Origin of the sequence: Xanthocytophaga agilis, assembly GCF_030068605.1 — a bacterium.
GTDB lineage: Bacteria > Bacteroidota > Bacteroidia > Cytophagales > 172606-1 > Xanthocytophaga > Xanthocytophaga agilis.
The window spans coordinates 1,540,117-1,557,335 of sequence record NZ_JASJOU010000001.1 but is presented as its reverse complement, the minus strand read 5'-3'; the positions used below and the strand labels follow the sequence as shown (position 1 = coordinate 1,557,335).

15 protein-coding genes and 1 pseudogene are annotated in these 17,219 nt (G+C 38.1%); 7 read left to right on the top strand and 9 right to left on the bottom strand.

The genetic code is table 11. The features are described 5' to 3' along the window. Positions 1-40: 40 nt before the first annotated feature. The 3 genes from QNI22_RS06410 to QNI22_RS06400 all read left to right on the top strand — a co-directional run bounded on the left by QNI22_RS06410 (position 41) and on the right by QNI22_RS06400 (position 3,732). Positions 41-1,540: a sensor histidine kinase gene (locus QNI22_RS06410; protein ID WP_314509792.1), complete on the top strand. Its 1,500-nt coding sequence runs from the start codon at positions 41-43 to the stop codon at positions 1,538-1,540. Next, the gene (locus tag QNI22_RS06405; protein ID WP_314509790.1) at positions 1,537-2,253 is read left to right on the top strand and encodes a LytR/AlgR family response regulator transcription factor; all 717 of its coding nucleotides are present in this window, start codon (positions 1,537-1,539) and stop codon (positions 2,251-2,253) included. The genes QNI22_RS06410 and QNI22_RS06405 overlap by 4 nt, the downstream gene beginning before the upstream one ends. A 189-nt stretch (positions 2,254-2,442) precedes the next feature. Then, complete coding sequence (locus QNI22_RS06400) at positions 2,443-3,732, top strand: NAD(P)/FAD-dependent oxidoreductase (protein ID WP_314509789.1); 1,290 nt, start codon at positions 2,443-2,445, stop codon at positions 3,730-3,732. An 84-nt stretch (positions 3,733-3,816) separates the two neighbouring features. On the opposite strand, the pseudogene QNI22_RS40240 reads toward QNI22_RS06400, so the two are convergent. Further along, positions 3,817-4,107 (bottom strand): annotated as a pseudogene (locus QNI22_RS40240) (beta-galactosidase). A 73-nt stretch (positions 4,108-4,180) separates the two neighbouring features. Further along, on the bottom strand, positions 4,181-4,246 hold the full coding sequence (locus QNI22_RS06390; protein ID WP_314509857.1) for a hypothetical protein: 66 nt from the start codon (positions 4,244-4,246) through the stop codon (positions 4,181-4,183). A 343-nt stretch (positions 4,247-4,589) separates the two neighbouring features. Here QNI22_RS06390 and QNI22_RS06385 point away from each other — a divergent pair, with 343 nt between their 5' ends. Further along, the gene (locus tag QNI22_RS06385) at positions 4,590-5,108 is read left to right on the top strand and encodes a YdeI/OmpD-associated family protein (RefSeq protein ID WP_314509786.1); all 519 of its coding nucleotides are present in this window, start codon (positions 4,590-4,592) and stop codon (positions 5,106-5,108) included. A gap of 469 nt (positions 5,109-5,577) precedes the next feature. Continuing rightward, positions 5,578-7,716: an ATP-binding protein gene (locus tag QNI22_RS06380; RefSeq protein ID WP_314509785.1), complete on the top strand. Its 2,139-nt coding sequence runs from the start codon at positions 5,578-5,580 to the stop codon at positions 7,714-7,716. Between the two features lie 21 nt (positions 7,717-7,737). On the opposite strand, the gene QNI22_RS06375 is transcribed toward QNI22_RS06380, so the two are convergent. From QNI22_RS06375 to QNI22_RS06355, 5 genes are all read right to left on the bottom strand, one after another. Continuing rightward, complete coding sequence (locus QNI22_RS06375; RefSeq protein WP_314509784.1) at positions 7,738-8,862, bottom strand: hypothetical protein; 1,125 nt, start codon at positions 8,860-8,862, stop codon at positions 7,738-7,740. Between the two features lie 81 nt (positions 8,863-8,943). After that, a complete protein-coding gene (locus QNI22_RS06370) occupies positions 8,944-9,747 on the bottom strand; it encodes a hypothetical protein (RefSeq protein WP_314509783.1) in 804 nt (267 codons plus the stop codon). 176 nt (positions 9,748-9,923) lie between these two features. Beyond that, positions 9,924-10,538: a hypothetical protein gene (locus tag QNI22_RS06365; RefSeq protein ID WP_314509782.1), complete on the bottom strand. Its 615-nt coding sequence runs from the start codon at positions 10,536-10,538 to the stop codon at positions 9,924-9,926. A gap of 149 nt (positions 10,539-10,687) precedes the next feature. Continuing rightward, complete coding sequence (locus QNI22_RS06360; protein WP_314509781.1) at positions 10,688-11,332, bottom strand: response regulator; 645 nt, start codon at positions 11,330-11,332, stop codon at positions 10,688-10,690. Then, positions 11,329-13,248 carry a tetratricopeptide repeat-containing sensor histidine kinase gene (locus QNI22_RS06355; RefSeq protein WP_314509780.1) on the bottom strand — a complete coding sequence of 640 codons (1,920 nt, stop codon included), beginning with the start codon at positions 13,246-13,248 and terminating at the stop codon, positions 11,329-11,331. Before QNI22_RS06355 ends, QNI22_RS06360 begins: the two co-directional genes overlap by 4 nt. 331 nt (positions 13,249-13,579) lie before the next feature. On the opposite strand from QNI22_RS06355, the gene QNI22_RS06350 reads away from it, so the two are divergent. Continuing rightward, positions 13,580-14,014: a hypothetical protein gene (locus tag QNI22_RS06350; protein WP_314509779.1), complete on the top strand. Its 435-nt coding sequence runs from the start codon at positions 13,580-13,582 to the stop codon at positions 14,012-14,014. Positions 14,015-14,020: 6 nt separating this feature from the next. Here the strand turns inward: QNI22_RS06350 and QNI22_RS06345 are convergent, their stop codons facing one another. Beyond that, on the bottom strand, positions 14,021-14,575 hold the full coding sequence (locus tag QNI22_RS06345) for a hypothetical protein (protein ID WP_314509778.1): 555 nt from the start codon (positions 14,573-14,575) through the stop codon (positions 14,021-14,023). Between the two features lie 508 nt (positions 14,576-15,083). Here QNI22_RS06345 and QNI22_RS06340 point away from each other — a divergent pair. Then, positions 15,084-15,491 (top strand): hypothetical protein, encoded by a 408-nt coding sequence (locus tag QNI22_RS06340; RefSeq protein WP_314509777.1) that lies wholly within the window; start codon positions 15,084-15,086, stop codon positions 15,489-15,491. Between the two features lie 65 nt (positions 15,492-15,556). Here QNI22_RS06340 and QNI22_RS06335 read toward each other — a convergent pair whose 3' ends face one another. Then, positions 15,557-16,912: a tetratricopeptide repeat protein gene (locus QNI22_RS06335; RefSeq protein WP_314509776.1), complete on the bottom strand. Its 1,356-nt coding sequence runs from the start codon at positions 16,910-16,912 to the stop codon at positions 15,557-15,559. Between the last annotated feature and the right edge of the window lie 307 nt (positions 16,913-17,219).

Genomic DNA, 17,219 nt, shown 5'->3' with positions numbered 1-17,219 from the left:
GTTTTAAATATATCTTCTTTGGTGGTTTGTAAATCATACTATGAATGCATTCCCGAAAAAGATAGAAGCTTTTTTCCTGACTAGTGATGTTTGGGTCTATGGTGGATTGATACTCTTTGGCAGCTTATATAAAACCAATGAATATCCTCCCTATAGCTGGACAGAATATCTGTCTTACACCATGCAGTTGACTATTCTTTTCTGCCCTGTATTGTTGTTTGAAAGTGTCAGAGGCTACCTTGTTCGTTCCTTCAGAACTAGATATTATATTGTTGCCTGTGTTGTTTGTTTTGGAGGCTATTTGCCTGTGTTTACCTGGTGGTATCCGAATGTTGAGATGTGTTGTGGCATTCTTTTGCCTGCAGATTTTCTGATCACAATAGCCTTGTTGGTAATCGGTTTAAAAGTTGTACTGGAAGCCAATCGGTATCTTCGAAAAAAGATTCCGTCCAGAGCCTGGTTACGATTTCTGGAGCTGGACACCATGATTTTACTCTCTATGTTGCTAATAGCCCTTATACTGGCTCTGATGACAGTTTCCAGTATGAATAACCCGGAGTATCATACCAAAGAACAACTTCTGATAGGATATGTTTTCGACTTTCAGAAGATCATATATAATCTCTGGTCTTTGGTACTGATTTGGGGACAGTTCTTTATTACCTACTTTGCTTTTTTCTTTTTCTATTATATAAACCGGCATTTTCTGATTCCCAAACTACTAAAGCAGAGAGGGTTTATTACTTATTTTCTTGCTACAATAGCATGTATAGTGTTGTTCTACCCTATATGGGCACAAATCATTATGCTTCTGCCTATCAATTCTTTGCTGGGAGGGATGGTTACTTCGGCTTTTCATGGAGAAAATGGTTGGGGTGCCTTTGCTATTATTGCCATCAGTCTACCTATAGTATTGACTCTTCAGTGGTTCCGGCAAAATAACCAGATTATTGCTCTGGAAAAATCAAAGGCGCAGACAGAACTGGATTTATTGAAACAGCAAGTCAATCCGCATTTTTTCTTCAATACCTTGAACAATTTGTATTCGTTAAGTCTGGCAAAATCAGATCAGACCCCTGAACTTATTTTGCAGCTCTCTGATCTGATGCGGTATGTGATCTACAAAGGCAAAGAACAAAAAGTGGCTATTGAAGAAGATATAACGTATATAGAGGACTATATTCGTCTGCAACAGATTCGGTTACATAAAGAATTTGACTTCCGGTTTGAGAAACAAATACAAGATAACAAGCTTCAGATACCACCTTTGCTACTAATCACACTGGTTGAGAATGCATTTAAGCATGGTATAGAACCTGCGGAAGGAAAAACAAATCTACACCTGCATCTATATAGTGATGCTCAGAGCCTTTTATTTACATCGATAAATACTTTTGAACCAGGAGTGATACAACAGAAAGGCATTGGACTGGAAAATCTCAAACAAAAGCTGATACTTCTTTTTCCTGAGAAACATGAATTACTTTTACAGTCTGACGGAACTACTTATACAGCGAAGTTGAAATTACTCTTCTCATGAAACTCTCTGCACTGATTATTGATGATGAACCTCTGGCACACGATGTTATTCTTCGGTACCTGGAAGATGTGTCTTTTGTGCAGGTAGTAGGGCAATGCTATCAGGCATCAGAAGCTATACAGGTAGTAAACACCCAAAAGATAGATCTGATTTTTTTAGATATCCGGATGCCCAGAATACAAGGACTGGATTTACTACGGACTCTTCGCCAGAAGCCTATGGTAATTATCACTTCTGCCTATCAGGAATATGCATTGGAAAGCTTTGAACTGGATGTGTGTGATTACCTGCTAAAGCCGTTTCGGTTTGATCGTTTTCTGAAAGCTGTTCAAAAAGCCTATGAATTGTATCAACTGAAAAACCAGGAAGGGAACAATCTTCCTGTTGTTAGTGAACCTGCTCCAGAACAACAGATTTTTATTAAATCTGATAAACGATTTATTCAATTAAATCTGAAGGATATCTATTATCTGGAAGCCTATGGCAATTATATAAAGATTTGGCTGGAGGATCGCTATCATCTTACCATGCGTACCATGGGTAGTTTTGAAGAGCAATTGCCTGAAAATGATTTTATTCGTGTACACAAATCTTTCATTGTTAACAAAAATCATGTAGCTTACCTGGAAGGTAAAATGGTAATCTTAAAAAATAACAAAAGAATTCAGGTTGGGAAGAACTATACACAGGCATTTAAGGGTTTTATACAATAGAGGGGGAGATTATCATCAAAGAGTCTATGGCATACTTTTAGACATATAGAAAAAAGGATAGGAATACCCAGTAACAGAAAGCTATTGTGAGGTAGAAAGGTAGTGCAAAAACGGATTATATGGCTAAGCATAGTATTTTGAGTCCGAGATCATACCAACCTATTATTTTTTATATAAACCTTTACGGCAATGAAAATTGTAGTAGTGGGCGGCGGATTCGCTGGAATCAACTTCGTTAAGTCGCTATCACATGACAAACAGTTTGAGATAACTCTTGTCGACAAGAATAACTATCATTTCTTTCCACCACTTTTGTATCAGGTGGCCACTGCTTTTATTGAGCCTTCCAATATAAGTCACCCTTTCCGCAGAATGTTTCAGCATAAGGATAATTTGCGGTTTCATATGGGAAGTCTTATCAGAATAAACCCAGAGAACAATACAATTGAGACAGATACAGGTATACTGCCTTATGACTATCTGGTCCTGGCTATGGGTACTGAAACCAACTATTTTGGTATAGAAGGAGTTGCTCAGAAGGCTCTGCCTATGAAAACCATTGATGAGGCACTGGTACTTCGAAATCAGTTGCTGATGAATATGGAGAAGGCTGTGAGAGCAAAAACTAAAGAAGAACGGGATTGCTATCTGAATATAGTGATTGCTGGAGGAGGTCCTACCGGAGTAGAACTGGCAGGTATGCTGGCGGAGTTGGGACAATATACAGCAGAAAAAGAATATCCTGAAATTAAGGACTTTGGGTCACACATCTACCTGGTTGATGCCGGTCCCGTGTTATTGGCTCCAATGAGTACCAAAGCCCAGAAAGAAGCTGCTCATGTACTGGAAAAGCTAGGTGTAAATGTTATTCTGAATACACCTGTAAAAGATTATCGGGATGGAAAGGTGTTTCTGGCAGATGGACGTACCATTGAAACCAATGCTTTATTATGGGCTTCCGGGGTAATTGCCAGAGAAGCACCAGGCCTGGCTCCTGAGGTTATTACACGAGGAAGACGTATTCTGGTAAATGAATACAATCAGGTACAGGGAACAACTAATATCTTTGCTTTGGGTGATCAGTGTATGCAGTTGTCAGATCCGAAGTTCCCGAAAGGTCATCCACAGGTGGCACAGGTCGCTATACAGCAAGGTGCATTGCTGGCTAAAAACCTGAAGCGGTTGAAGGACAATGAAACATTAAAACCTTTCCGGTACAACGACAAGGGTAGCATGGCAATCATCTCCAAATACAAAGCGGTTGCCGATCTGCCTGGATTCTCTTTCAAAGGTTTCTTTGCCTGGATGGTTTGGTTGTTTATTCACATTATACCATTGGTTGGCTTTAGAAATAAAATGCGTTTGGCCTTTAGCTGGATGTGGTCATTTATTACCAACGATCCTACCTTGCGACTGATTATTCGTCCAAATGCAGCTACAATCCAAAAAGAGAAAGAAGCAGAACTACATAATGTCTAAGTATATACCAGAACCAGACTAATAAGGTCTGGTTCTTTTTTTATGTCTCTGGTTTTCTTCAATGATAGAGAATTGCCATTGATCTTATCCAGAGTTTTGAATTTGTTTTTCAAGTATTCTACAAATACTTTTTGAACAGGGCCCTGCAGTCTGATAGGATTTGGTTTCGTTATCAACCTGATAGCCGATAATGACAGGATGTTTTTGTACCTGTTCCAGTATTTTGCATATTACCCGTTCCGCATGAAACCGAAAGTGAGAATTAGTACTATCAATTTTCTGTCGCACACCCTATTGATTCTGACCTCTAAGAGTAATAGCCAGTACATCCGGATACTTACGAACCAGCCATGTTGGAACCGCATAGGTTGGCATGCCTATAATGACTCGGATAATTGCCTTGTGCATAGCATCTAATATACAATCAATATGCGTCAAATATACCATCCTAAGGCTCTACTATACTCCACGACAACTCTGCTATACGAACCACATTGATTCCTGTTTGCTTCATCATTGGGATATCTTTCTCCAGTCGTTTCTATGGCATATACTCATTATAACAAGTAGCACCATACAGGATACAGTCTGTTTTGTAGGATTGGCTATGAATCTGAATGTATAAAATGAAAAGAGAGATACTAAAGAAGATGTATTTTCTTGAAATAAGTAGTAATAGGGTATAAGAAGGTAGATAATGAGTAACTATAGAAAGATTATAAGTGTATGTCTGAATAGCGGAATGCTAGTAAAATTTACCAGATACAGAGCATCAGTGTATTTGTTTTTGTAGCTGTCAGGTGGATGGTTTGAGAACAAACAACATACGTTAAATTCAACTACTTTTGATAAATTTGATGAAAGATGGTTATACCCCACTTCCTGATGAGATGGAACAAAACCAAAAAGTAACGTTTGCTGCTAAAATTGAACAGCATAATGAAATGGATGCTGGCTATATCGCATTTCCGTATGATGTGCAGGAATTGTATGGAGTGAAAGGACAGGTAAAAGTAAAAGCATTGTTCGATGGCAAAGTGCTTTATCGGGGGAGCCTTGCTAATATGGGGACGGGGTGCCATAGACTAGGGATGACAAAAGCTATCCGCAAAGAACTCAATAAAACATTTGGTGATATAGTGGATGTAGAAATAGAGAAAGATACAGAGGAAAGAATGGTCGAACTTCCGGAAGGTGTGATTCCATTATTAGATGCTAATCCTGAAGCAAAAGCCTATTTTGAGAAATTGTCTTATACCAACCGAAAGGAATACATTGTCTGGATTGAATCAGCTAAAAAAGCTGAAACACGTACCCAACGACTTGCTCTCTTTATAGAAAAACTCAATCAACATAAAAAGCATTCGGATAAGTGAAAATTTACACAAGTTGTAGCGTATTATCTGACTGACTGATTTTTTAGCTGATTATGTATGATCTTTTCATAATATCCTGAAAAAGAGATTATGATATTTTTAGATACTTTGGTAGATTTGTATAAAACCGGGCTATATTTAGATAATATTTCGAGACTGTATGTTTTGTCATTTCTTGCTATCCCTTTTTATAAAAAGGAATGGATTATTGAGTTACTTTTTTGGAACTACTAATCTTTGTAGTATATATTTTTTTGAAAATCAGACAGAAACGAATAGTTTGTGCCTGAAATTTCTCAAACCTGTATACATTGATTTAGTACACTTACCCCTAATACGTTAGAATCTCACAGCTTTACGAAAAATCTGCGTGTCACATGTAAATGTGCCTTCAGAAGTACGATGCTGTTTCAGTTATGAAATAGTATTGTATATACATTATATTATCCTTTTTTGATCTTATTGCTTTGTGAAAATCTATTCTGACATACGTGTATTTTATCTGATAGCATTTTTTTTTGTAGGTGTTGTAGATAGTTTGGTTGCTCAACATCAGGCAATAGATTCTACTATTAGTGAGTTAGCTCATACTACTCCTGCTACGTATCGGGTTACGTATCAAAAACTTGAGAATAACCTGCGTCTGGCAGCAGATCAGCTGTCAGACAATGAATTGCTAAGTATGTTGGGTAAAATACGGAATGCCAGCAAACATTTGTCTTTTAAAGGACCTCTGGCTGCAGGATATCGGATAGAAGCAGTTATTTATGAGTTGATAAATCATGTTCCTAAAGCGCTTGATGCTGCCGTGCAGGCTTGCCAATTGGCCCGCAGTTATCATTTGCCTGTTGAACTGGCAGATGATCTTGCCCAAACAGGAAATGTATACAATTCACTGGATCAAGCAGATTCTAGTCTAAAGTATTATCTCAATGCACTAAACCTCTATATCAGTAATAAACAAAAGTTAGCCGAGGGGCGAATTCTTTATCGAATTGGGAATCTTTTTTATCACACCAAACAAGAAAAACTTTCTCTTTCCTATCTGCAGAAGGCGCTAGAGACTAGTGGAGACTCTCTGGATTCTCGTTCGCATATTAGTTTGCTGAATACGATTGGCTTAATTTATCGCAATCAAAAGCAATATACAAAGGCGATAAATTATAATAAGCAGTCATTACACCTGGCTGAAGAAGTAGAAGATAGTGCTTGGATAGGGATAAATTATGGTAATATCGGGCACATATATGAGCTACAACATAAGTATACAGCGGCCCTGAAATATTATCAGGCTAACCTGGAGCTAAGTCGTAAATTTATGATATGGGGGGATGTAGTAACTACCATGAGCAGAGTAAGCCAAATCTATACAAAAGAACAAAAATATGCTCAGGCCAAACAGGTATTGGCGAATGCCCGTCTATTGGCGATGCGTGAAAAGGAATACGATGATCTGGTAGAGGTATATCAATCATATGTAGATTGCTACCAACATGCTAACCAGTTTGATAGTGCATTCTATTATCAGCAACTGTACTATCAGGTAAAAGATTCTTTGGGGCGACAATCATTTAATACAGAGGTTGAACACATTCGCGTTTCTTTTGAATTTGATAAAAAACAGGGAGAAATAGAGTTGTTGAAAAAAAACAATGCTGTCATTACTGCTTCAGAACAAAAGAAGGAATCCTGGTTACTTGCTTCTTCTTTTCTGTTGGTTTGCACAACATTGTTTGCCGGACTGTTATATAGAAGTAATCATCAGAAAAATAAGGCAAATCAGTTATTGATCACTCAGCAAAGGGAACTATTTGAAAAAAATGAGGAGATAAACCGACAAAACGAAGAGATACTGGATTTGAATAATCATCTGGAGGAAAGTGTAGCTGAACGAACTGAGGAATTACAAATTGCTCATGATAATCTGGTAAAGCAAAATCAGAATCTGGAACAGTTTACTTACATCATTTCCCATAACCTTCGGGCGCCTATCGCTCAGATCATGGGTTTGGTTGGGATCTTTAGCGAAAGCCAGCAGAATAGTTCGGCGACTCCTCAAATGCTCGAATACCTGAATCGTTCGGCTAGTAATCTGGACATGATTGTCAATGACCTGAATGATATTCTGCTAATGCGTAATCAGGCAGATGCTGTACGGGAACCTGTACATATGGATGAGGTTGCACAAACAGTACTGGAAAGTTTGAAAGGACCAATTGCCAATACTCAGGCGCAGGTACTAACTGATTTTTCGGCTGTACAAGTAATTACTGCTATCCGAAGTTATCTGACAAGTATTTTATATAATTTACTATCCAATGCAATTAAATATCGTAGCCCTGATCGATCTCTTGTGATTACTATACAAACAACACAGGTAGATAAGTATATTTGTCTGTCTGTACAGGATAATGGTTTAGGTATGGATTTGACAAAAAATGATCCAAAAAAACTCTTTAAGCTGTACCATCGTATGCATTTTCATACAGAAGGGAAAGGAATGGGATTGTTTATTGTAAAGGAACAGGTTGATGTAATGAATGGTAAAATTGAGGTGGAGAGTGAACCCAACAAAGGAACAACATTCCGGATCTATCTACCATCATAATCCACATAGGTACTAGTGGGTTCATCGCATCATACATGAAATAGAAGCAATAGGAATAAGATTCTGAAAAGTAAATTTGCGATTATATATTGTACGAACAGCATAACTAATCATCACATTTCTACTAAATCGCCAGTCACCACCATAGGCTATGGTAAAAGTATCCTGACGGATCGGCAGATCAATCTTCTGATTAATCATTTCTACAAAAAAATTGAAGCGTGGACTTCCATAGCGAAGATTTATCCCCATTGTGTATTGTTTAATAGGCCTGTCTTGGTGCAATGTATCTTTCGTAAACTCTGTGTATCGAACCAGTCCACTCAAAAGTAATCTTCTCCCAATACCTACACTTCCATTTGTCCAGACAGACCAGCCATCTTCCGCAAGTTTCAGGCTATCCAGTACTGGATTCTGAAAGGTATACGCTTTACCAAAGGCAATATCCAGAAAGGAAGCATTCCAGTTTTCTTTTACAAATAGTGTAGCTAGTTCCTGAATGCGTTGTCGTTGTGTCTGATCCATAGTCAGAAGCTGCTGTTGAATGGAGGTTATTTGTTCTTGTATCTTAAATCGGGTGGGTAGCAGATCCGATTCTTTGGGAGTATGTGTCAGTGAGTCATGAAGTAGCTGCAACGTCTTTTCCAGTTCTACCCGTTGCTGGTAAAATTCTTCGGTTAGATTATTATATAAATCCGGTTGGTCCAGTGGATCTTTGCTACGAAAGAGAGTAAGTTTAGTTGCCATGGCAAGACGGCGATTCTGATTTTCATCTTCTACTGTCCCAAACGATAAATCCAGTGTGGACAGCATTTTTGAAAAGCGATTGGCACGCTGATAACGTGTCAGGTGAGGGCGATTGTAAAAGATTTCCCAGATAGGTTGAGCTTGAATGGCAATATTGGGTCGCAGTCGCCACGATCGAAATGACCAGTCAACTTTTATATCACGAATATTGCCGGGCTTCATCACAGATGCAGGATTAACTCCCAGAAGATCGAATGCAGCTGATACCGGAATGCTGAACTCCAAGGGTTTCTCTGCTGTATTATTCGTAGGTTGAGGAGGTTCCAGTACTGGATTCTGAGCAAGTACCCACACAGTACAAACTAAGTTTATAATCGAAAATAGGATATATGGTTTCATATAAACAGTAGAGGAGTTGCAATCTACCGGAAGATTTTATTCCGGTAGATTTGTATACATAGAAGGACTACATGCACTATATTACTCACCAACACATCCTAAGGCACAGAGAAAAATACAACTACCACATCCTGTTGCTGTACAGGTAAATAATACTGCTGCACCAAATCCACCTGCTGCGATAAGCACAGGGAGTGTAATACCACCTGTACTCGCAGTTGCCACTCCAGCACCTATAATAGCTATGGCTGTTCCTGCTGCCAAGGTGCTACAACTGAGTGCACTGGCAAAACAAAGCCCCGGACAGCTTACTGTCAGTGTTGCATCGCCAACTTTGATTTTGCTTTTGTCTTTTCCGATTTCGGTTTCTACACCAGGTACAGGCACACCTCGTTGCACACATTTACGAAAGCATTTCCCCCAGCTATTGGCTTTCTGAATTTTATTGGATGCATCCACATACCATTCCTCAGATGCTTCAAACTTTTTATCCAGATCTGTTACTCCTTCGGGAAAGACCAGATAGGCCTTATAGCTTTTTTCGCCGACTTTACTCCAGACCATAGAACAACCTTGTTTCTCGTTTTTGGGATTCAGGAAGTCATAAACACAAAAAAGTACTTCTGATTTGACCCCTTTTTCATCAGTAATAGTTCCTTTGAAGCCCCAGGCAGCCTCTTTATTGGCTATGCGGTAAAAGTTTTTGGTATCCACCTCTTTTTGTAATACCTGCCATGATTTATCAGAAGAGAACTTTTTCCACATCATGTTCATCTCTTCCGGAGTAAATACGGTGATGTTTTCGGGTATTTTATTCTGTGCATAACCAACATTAAACAGGACAAGCATAAGGAGTCCAAGGAGAAGTGATTTTGAGGTTTTCATGGTGTTATTTGTTAAAGTGTAAATAGATAAGTTGGGAGAACAATAGATATATTCTTAAACTTTTGATAAGCTATTTGTCTTTGATTGGAAGTTTGTTTAGATAATGCAAGTCCTATCTCTCTGGGTTGAGAGTATTTGTAAAAAGTTTTTATGAAAGAGAGAAGAGAAAGAATGAACTAAAACAGGCAATTGACTATAGACAATACACTGGTTTTAGTACAACTACTACAAGTCTGTGAAGCATAGGTGCTGAAAAGACATTGTACTTTCTTAAACAGAGGTTGTGACGAAAGAATGCAGGAGCGAAATTGATTGCGGCAACTCTGACAAGATCCGGAACTGGTAATTTTGGAGAGTGCACAACTCACTACGCTATTCGCTGAATTGGCTGCATACAAGATTCGCGTTGCATTTTGCTGTGACTGGACTACATTGCCATTGTCATCATCTGCTGCTGTAAGCAAAGTAACTTTGCCGCCTTGTCTGAACTCTACAGTGGTAATGACTACCTTTTTACCTGCTTTGTCCATTTCTTTGGCGACAACATCCATCTGAAATTCGCCTTCACTGTCTGTGCCTTTATAGGTTTCGGCTTCGATTGCCTCGCTTTCTTTGAATCCGGCTTTGGTAAAATATTGCCGTAGTGCAGCATTTTCCTGAACCTTTAATTTTTGAATTGCTACCTCCCGGTTAAGTTTGAGGTTTTCCATCTGAAGTGGTTTCTGGGCAACCACCTGGCTACTTATGGTCAATGTGACCCATATTAGTCCATATAAGAGTAAGACTTTCATAGAGAATGGAATAATAAAGTTGATTTTCCATTCAAAGGTCTCTCATTTACAGGCAATACACCTCAGTGAAAAAACGGATTTGAAAAAAATCAGGGAAAACCATGAGATCTGGCAGATAAGATCTCTGGTTAGAAAAATATTATGCTTTACTATCCTAAAAGCTCCAGACTAAGAGCTGCTTTGACAAGACCCGCTGTATTTTTAGCACCCAGTTTTTGTAAAAGATTCATTCGATGTGTTTCTATAGTTTTCAAACTCACAAATAGCTTATCTGCAATTTCACTAGTGGTATACTCATCTACAATTAGCTGGAGAACTTCTTTTTCCCGACGGGTAAGATGAGGTACATATGCTATAGTAGTAGTGGCACTTTTGCGGGTTAGTAATCCCTGCAACATCTTCTGTTGTACCAGCTCCGACAGATAAGAGTTGCCAGTGCAAACAGATTCCAGTGCCTGAGATATTTCTTTATAACCTGCATTTTTTAACAAATAGCCAGAGGCACCATTGTAGAGAGCTGTTTTTACAAAAGACGTTTCGCAATAGGAGGTTAGTATAATGATATGTAAGTTGGGAAGCTGTTCTTTTAATTGCTTGCAAAGTGTAATGCCATTGTATTGTTCCAGATGAATGTCCAGTAATAGCACATCAATAGCAGTGGTTTGCAGAAGTTGCATACATTGTTCAACAGATGTTACCCCCCATACCAATTGAAAATAAGCATCTTCCTGAAAAAGGCTGCGAATACCTTCTACAACTAGTGGATGATCATCCAGAATAGCGAAACGTATCATAATTCGTGTGGGATGTAGACAAGTGAAAGTTCAATATGAGTAGAAGTGCCTTGTCCGTCTGATTTGACAGATAGATTACCATTCATGTATTTAATTCGTGATTCAATGTTTAACAATCCATTGCCATCTTTTGTATTTACTTTGTGTGTATCAAAGCCTTGCCCGTTATCTTCTACTGTAATCTGAATTATCTCCTCAAAACGACATAATTGTACCAATGCCTGTGTAGCTTTGGCATGTTTCAGACTATTGCTGATAAGCTCCTGGATGATACGATATAGCCAGAGCTCAAGTGTAGGAGACAACCGCTCCCGCCAACCCAGCTGCTGGTACTCAATCTTTAGCAATCCTGATTGTTGTACATTCTCACAGTATTCCTGTAAGGCTGTTGCCAAACCATGACGTTGTAGTGCATAGGGCATTAGATTGTGAGAAATACGTCTGACTTCATGAAAGGCTTTATCCAGTAATTGAATGGCGGGAGATGTCAGACAGATTTTGTCTTCCGAAAGAGGAAGTTGTCGAAAGGTAGATTCTACCTGATGACGTGCCGCCGATAACAATCCTGTGAGTCCATCATGCAATTCACGGGCAATACGTACTCGTTCCTGTTCTTCACCTTCCACCATAGCCCGAAGAGCTGCCATTTCCTGTTTTTGATTCAGAGTCTTGATTTGTTGTTGAAATTGCCAGCTTTTAAGACGTTGTTTCTGACGAAATGCATAATAGAAAGCACAAAAGGTAATGATGACCAATCCTATCAATAGGGCCATATAACGTAGAAATAGCTGATGCTGTTTTAACTGAGCTTCTTGTTCCTTTTTTTCGAGAACTATCTGGGCTATCCGTTTTTCATTTTCATAAAAAGCAGCCAATACTGCCAGACGTTGTTTTTTTTCCTGATGAATAATCTGTTCACTGATCTTATTTAGCTTTTGCTGGTATGTGACTACATTGCGATAATTGAACAGTTGATAATAAATCTGTATAACTTCTGTATAGAATTCCTTTAAGGAACTGGGCTTAATTCGCTGAATATCTTTCTGAGCTATGGCCAACCCTTGATTCAGGAATTTATTTGCTGTGAGAGGATCATTGAGTTTGCTGTGTACATGAAAGAGATGTGGGTATACTGCAATCGCTGCATCAGTATCATGGATAATTTCAGAATAGTGCAGCGATTGCTGATAATAGTGTAATGCCTGTACATAGTTTCCCTGAGTATAAAATATGTTACCCAATGACCAGGAGGCAACCGACATTCCACGAAATCCTTCCTGTCGCTGAGCTTCTTTGAGAGACGATAGATTATACCGGATTGCCGCTGGAATGTCTTTGAGAATTTCATAGCATTGAGCTATATTGGATAACACATGATAACGTCGTGTGAGTCCATAGTGATGTTTTGACTGTGGTGGAAGATAGGTAAGACTTAATTCAAAGAAGCCCATGGCCTGTTGATATTGCGCCATTTCTGCATATAAAAGTCCAAGCAAATTGTATTGATTGGCAATAAATTCTCGATCCTTAAGATGCTCTGCCTGTTGTAAACCTTTCATGGCATATTGAATGCCTTGCTCATAAAGCGTGCTATATAAAAATACTTCTGTCTGATAGGCAGTCAGAAAAAATCCTTTTAAAGAATCCTGTACAATTTCATTAAGCCGCATACCCTCATCAATATATAGTTGTACAGAGTCTTGCTGTGAGAAATCAATATAATAACCTATAAGTTCAAGTGTTACATGGAGTGCCTGAGCAGGAGGTAGTTCCTGTTCAGATAGTCTGCGGAGGCTGTCTACTTCTTTTCTGGCTTTTTCATAGGAGGATGCCTGTGCAATAACCAGAGTAAAGTTCAAGTATCCTCCACACACCAGAAAGAATAATAGGATTTGTTTTCTTAAAACCGAAGGCATAAGTAGTAAGTAGTTGATTTGGGCCAGCAAATCATATATAGAAACAGAAAAGTAATGGCATAACAATCGGAAAAAATGTATAAGTAAATACAGTAAAGTCAGTTAGAAAATATATCAGTATAGCTACCTGGATCTTTCATGAAACCGATACTTTCTATAACAGGCAATACACAAGTGCAATGTATGGGTTGATTGTTTTTTTTCCGGACAATAGCATTAAAACATCCTATTATAGGATGATTGGCAATACAGCACAAAATAGGAGATGAGTACTATTTTGGTAGATTCAGTAGACAAAATGTAAACAGAATATTGGCTTAAGAAGAAAACTTTGTCAGAATCTGGCAGAATTACTAATTTCTTAGAAGAATGGGAAGCAGATAATAGGAAAATTGAAAATAGCCATAAACAAATAGTATTTTTGTTTATGGCTATTCCTAAAAAGAAAGGATTAAGATTTATACATGTTGAGAATGAGAAGTATTATTGGACATGTAAAACGGAAGTAGTTCCTCACACAATCAGAATTACAATTGGAAAAGTCTTAAACCGCAATCAGGTTTTGTTAATTGAGACATACCATAATGACTTTTGGCTATATATTAATGACAAGGGCTTATCTGGAAATGAGATTGATATAGTGACTCCTGTTTTTGTCAGGCAAGCTATCAAATTTGGTATTGCGTATGGTTGGAGTAGCTCTTCCTCTCATCAGCTACAATTGTTATATAAGGATCAAAACTTTTCAGTGAAAGAGAAGGTTTAATGACTTTTACATATCAAAGTCGAGAAAGTAGCCTTTCTGTTCCAGAGGATCATACCAGTAGGATTTAAAATAGCTTTCTCCATTTGACCAGTTATACTTAGGTAACTTACTGATTTTGTTACTATCCCACCAGAAAAAATCCCTGGAAAATTCAACATCGCCTTGTACATATATGGTGTCTTGGATGAGATTATGTTTTTCTATAATTTTCTTAGATGTGGCAGGACTACAATTAAATGAAAATTTATACGTTGCATCAATACCAATTGCCTCATCATAACAATAGATGTTTTTGATATCTGGAGTGAGTTCGACCTGAATAAAATCCCGAAACCGGATTTTGTTATTCTCTGTATCCGGTTTGTCAGAGTCAAATGGAGGAAATACAACATCTACTACTTTTTGTACCTGTCTTTCTGCAACCTTTTTGACTTTGTGTTTGGCCTTCTGTACCGTGTTCTTTCCGGCTTCCTTCACTTTATGACCCGCTTCTTTGACTTTGTTGCAGGAGATAAGAATACAAGCTAAAAGAATCAAAGAATGAGTTAGTGATAGTTTCATCTTGATAGGAATGGTATGGTGCAGTGAGTCTCTTGCTCCCTATAAATAAACGAACAAAAAGATTATTTCTGATTTTCTTGTCTGTATTTTATTTGTAGATGAGTATAACTAAAATGTTATAAACTACTTCTCTATATATAAACCTGAAAAATAAGCTGCAAAATTTTAAGAGATGTCTTACTTTTGGGAGACTAAAAGCTTTTAAATGATTAGATCTGTTCTTCTCAATTGTACAATAGGATTCCTGTTATATAATTTGTACTATCTTGCTGTGACAGGTACAATTCTCATTGTGCTATTACCTGGTTGTGCTTTGGTTATATTTTTAGTAATTATGAGTATTCAAGGCATAGGAAGAACATCACAAAACTTTTTGAAAGCTATATGGTTACTTACGCTGATAAGCGCATTGGTTGTACCCTTTTGGTTACATTACATGCATTTTAAAAGAATGGAGAACAATCAGGTAAGGAGATATTATAGCCAAAATGCCTTAGACTAATTTCCAATGAGTCATCCTATAGAGGTAATCCTTGAACATTTGAAACAACATCCGGAGATTGTTGTTGAACGATCCGGTGATTCTATTCGAGTTCTACCCAAATCAGAGAAAGGATTTACTGTAATCTTGTCTGCTCAACCAGATTCTTTATTTATTGTCTACTTTGAAATGTGGCATTCAGAGTTTGACAGATGGGAAGATGCTTTTCAGTGTTTTATGTGGGGATTGAGTAACCAATGCCGGTTGAAAGTAACGAAACGGGGAGACACGCCTTATAAGTGGACAGCTGAATCTTCTTACACTGGAACCTGGGAGTTTGTAAGTGCTACCGGAGTACTCAACTTTGCCTTCTGGAAGACACAGAACGAATATTATCTGCAAAATGACTGGGTAAGAATGACTCCAAAATCATAAATTATCTGCTACTCAAAACCAGAGATAGCTACATGTTCCTGATTGATTATACGGAAAATGGATTGTTAAGATGCTTCGGCTTTAAAGTTATCATGTTTATAGTTCCCTATCTTACATAACTCTATAGCTATTGAATGACTTTCGGCCAAACAAGACAGTAACTCACTAGGAAGAGCTAGTTGATCATCTATAGTATGATAGTACTCAAGCACTTCTTCAAAATAAGCTTCTCCTTTGGTGGGAAAGCCTAATTGGTAATAGCAATAACCAATCTGCTCCCTCAATTTAACGTATCGCCAAATAGGAAATTCTTGTCTTAAAGCTTCCTGGTCAACCCTTTCATATTCTTGTAATGCATCATCCAGTTCTCGTTCATCATGCAAGCAGTGAGCCAGGTAAAGTCTGGACATGTAATAGCCAGGGTCGACTGCTAATGACTGCTCAAATTTTTCTTTGGCAACCTTTCTGAGAGTGGGACGGTCGCCATCCGAAAAATAGTATAAATAGCCCCAGAGGTAATAATCTTCTGCATCCAACTGCTGGGATGGTATAGCTTTTAAAATAACTTCGACTGCATTTCTCAAAATGAGTTTCTCTGAATCATCAACAGGCTTATCGAATGCATCAAATTTCTTATATAAAAAATCTTTGTATCCGTCTATAAAATCACTGATTTGCAAATTGTCTCGCGTTAATGCTTCAAAGTCAATAATCCGATCAAAGGGAATCTGACGACTTTCCTGTAAAATTTTGCTCATTTTATCCGCGTAACGATGAGCAAAAGCTTCTCTTTCATTTTTTGGAATATGTACATACTCATCACCGGTTTGATTATACTGGACATAGTGCCCGATTTCATGCAGTAAAGTTCGGTATAATTGGGTGGCTCTTACCTTATCCGGTTCCGGATAGATACGGAATTCTCTTCGGTTTTCTTCTATTCTGTGGCCATCGTGTCGGAGTCGTTCCAGTTCTCTTTGAGCATCTACATGTAAATTTCTCTTCCATACCAAACTTCGTTGGTAGCTCTGTGCTTCAAGAATAATCGCAGGCTGTATTACATTTTCAAATTCGTACCCATAGACAAGCCTACCCCATACAGGAGAAAGTATCTCCTCTTTTCGTTTGGGTTGACGCAAAATGATGGTTGTCAGATCTCCCAGATCTTTAACCAGCACATTACGCAGGATTACTTCCAGGTCCTCGATAGTACAGGCATGATAATAATCGGGACGTGTTTTCTCCACAACAAAGAGAAAGTTGACTCCATTGATGCAGCGCCTGACTTTTGTGTATTCTGTGAGGTTTTCAGGAAAAAACTTAGTGGAATGCCGTAAAAAGGGGATCACCATCTTATTATTCTGTTTGAATCCCTGTTTGGCAGTGCCAATATTCTTATTTCTTCTGATTGGATTTCGCAATATGAAATGTAGATTGGTTGGCTTCTTGCGTAAAAATTAAAATTTCTCTTTTCCGGGTCTTTCTACGGATTACCCTAATTCAAAATTGGTTGTCAAATATACACTGGTAAGCTCTAATCAGTCTCTTAATTGAATTAGAAAATTATTTCCTTTCCTATGAGAATATATAAATTTTTCTTTGAAATGTATGGCTAATTTGTAAAAAGATGGCATATTTGATCTTTGTATAGTTATATACATGCCCTTCTAAAGCTAAGAAAAGTACCCAGACTAAAATAAGAACCGATGCCAGTCTCGTGGAAAAATG

Excerpts from the sequence above, each read along its gene's own strand:
- QNI22_RS06360 (WP_314509781.1), bottom strand. The coding sequence starts at position 11,332 with ATGATACGTTTCGCTATTCTGGATGATCATCCACTAGTTGTAGAAGGT.
- QNI22_RS06375 (WP_314509784.1), bottom strand. The coding sequence starts at position 8,862 with ATGAAACCATATATCCTATTTTCGATTATAAACTTAGTTTGTACTGTG.
- QNI22_RS06345 (WP_314509778.1), bottom strand. The coding sequence starts at position 14,575 with ATGAAACTATCACTAACTCATTCTTTGATTCTTTTAGCTTGTATTCTT.
- QNI22_RS06400 (WP_314509789.1), top strand. The coding sequence starts at position 2,443 with ATGAAAATTGTAGTAGTGGGCGGCGGATTCGCTGGAATCAACTTCGTT.
- QNI22_RS06385 (WP_314509786.1), top strand. The coding sequence starts at position 4,590 with ATGAAAGATGGTTATACCCCACTTCCTGATGAGATGGAACAAAACCAA.
- QNI22_RS06405 (WP_314509790.1), top strand. The coding sequence starts at position 1,537 with ATGAAACTCTCTGCACTGATTATTGATGATGAACCTCTGGCACACGAT.
- QNI22_RS06410 (WP_314509792.1), top strand. The coding sequence starts at position 41 with ATGAATGCATTCCCGAAAAAGATAGAAGCTTTTTTCCTGACTAGTGAT.
- QNI22_RS06365 (WP_314509782.1), bottom strand. The coding sequence starts at position 10,538 with ATGAAAGTCTTACTCTTATATGGACTAATATGGGTCACATTGACCATA.
- QNI22_RS06340 (WP_314509777.1), top strand. The coding sequence starts at position 15,084 with ATGAGTCATCCTATAGAGGTAATCCTTGAACATTTGAAACAACATCCG.
- QNI22_RS06370 (WP_314509783.1), bottom strand. The coding sequence starts at position 9,747 with ATGAAAACCTCAAAATCACTTCTCCTTGGACTCCTTATGCTTGTCCTG.
- QNI22_RS06355 (WP_314509780.1), bottom strand. The coding sequence starts at position 13,248 with ATGCCTTCGGTTTTAAGAAAACAAATCCTATTATTCTTTCTGGTGTGT.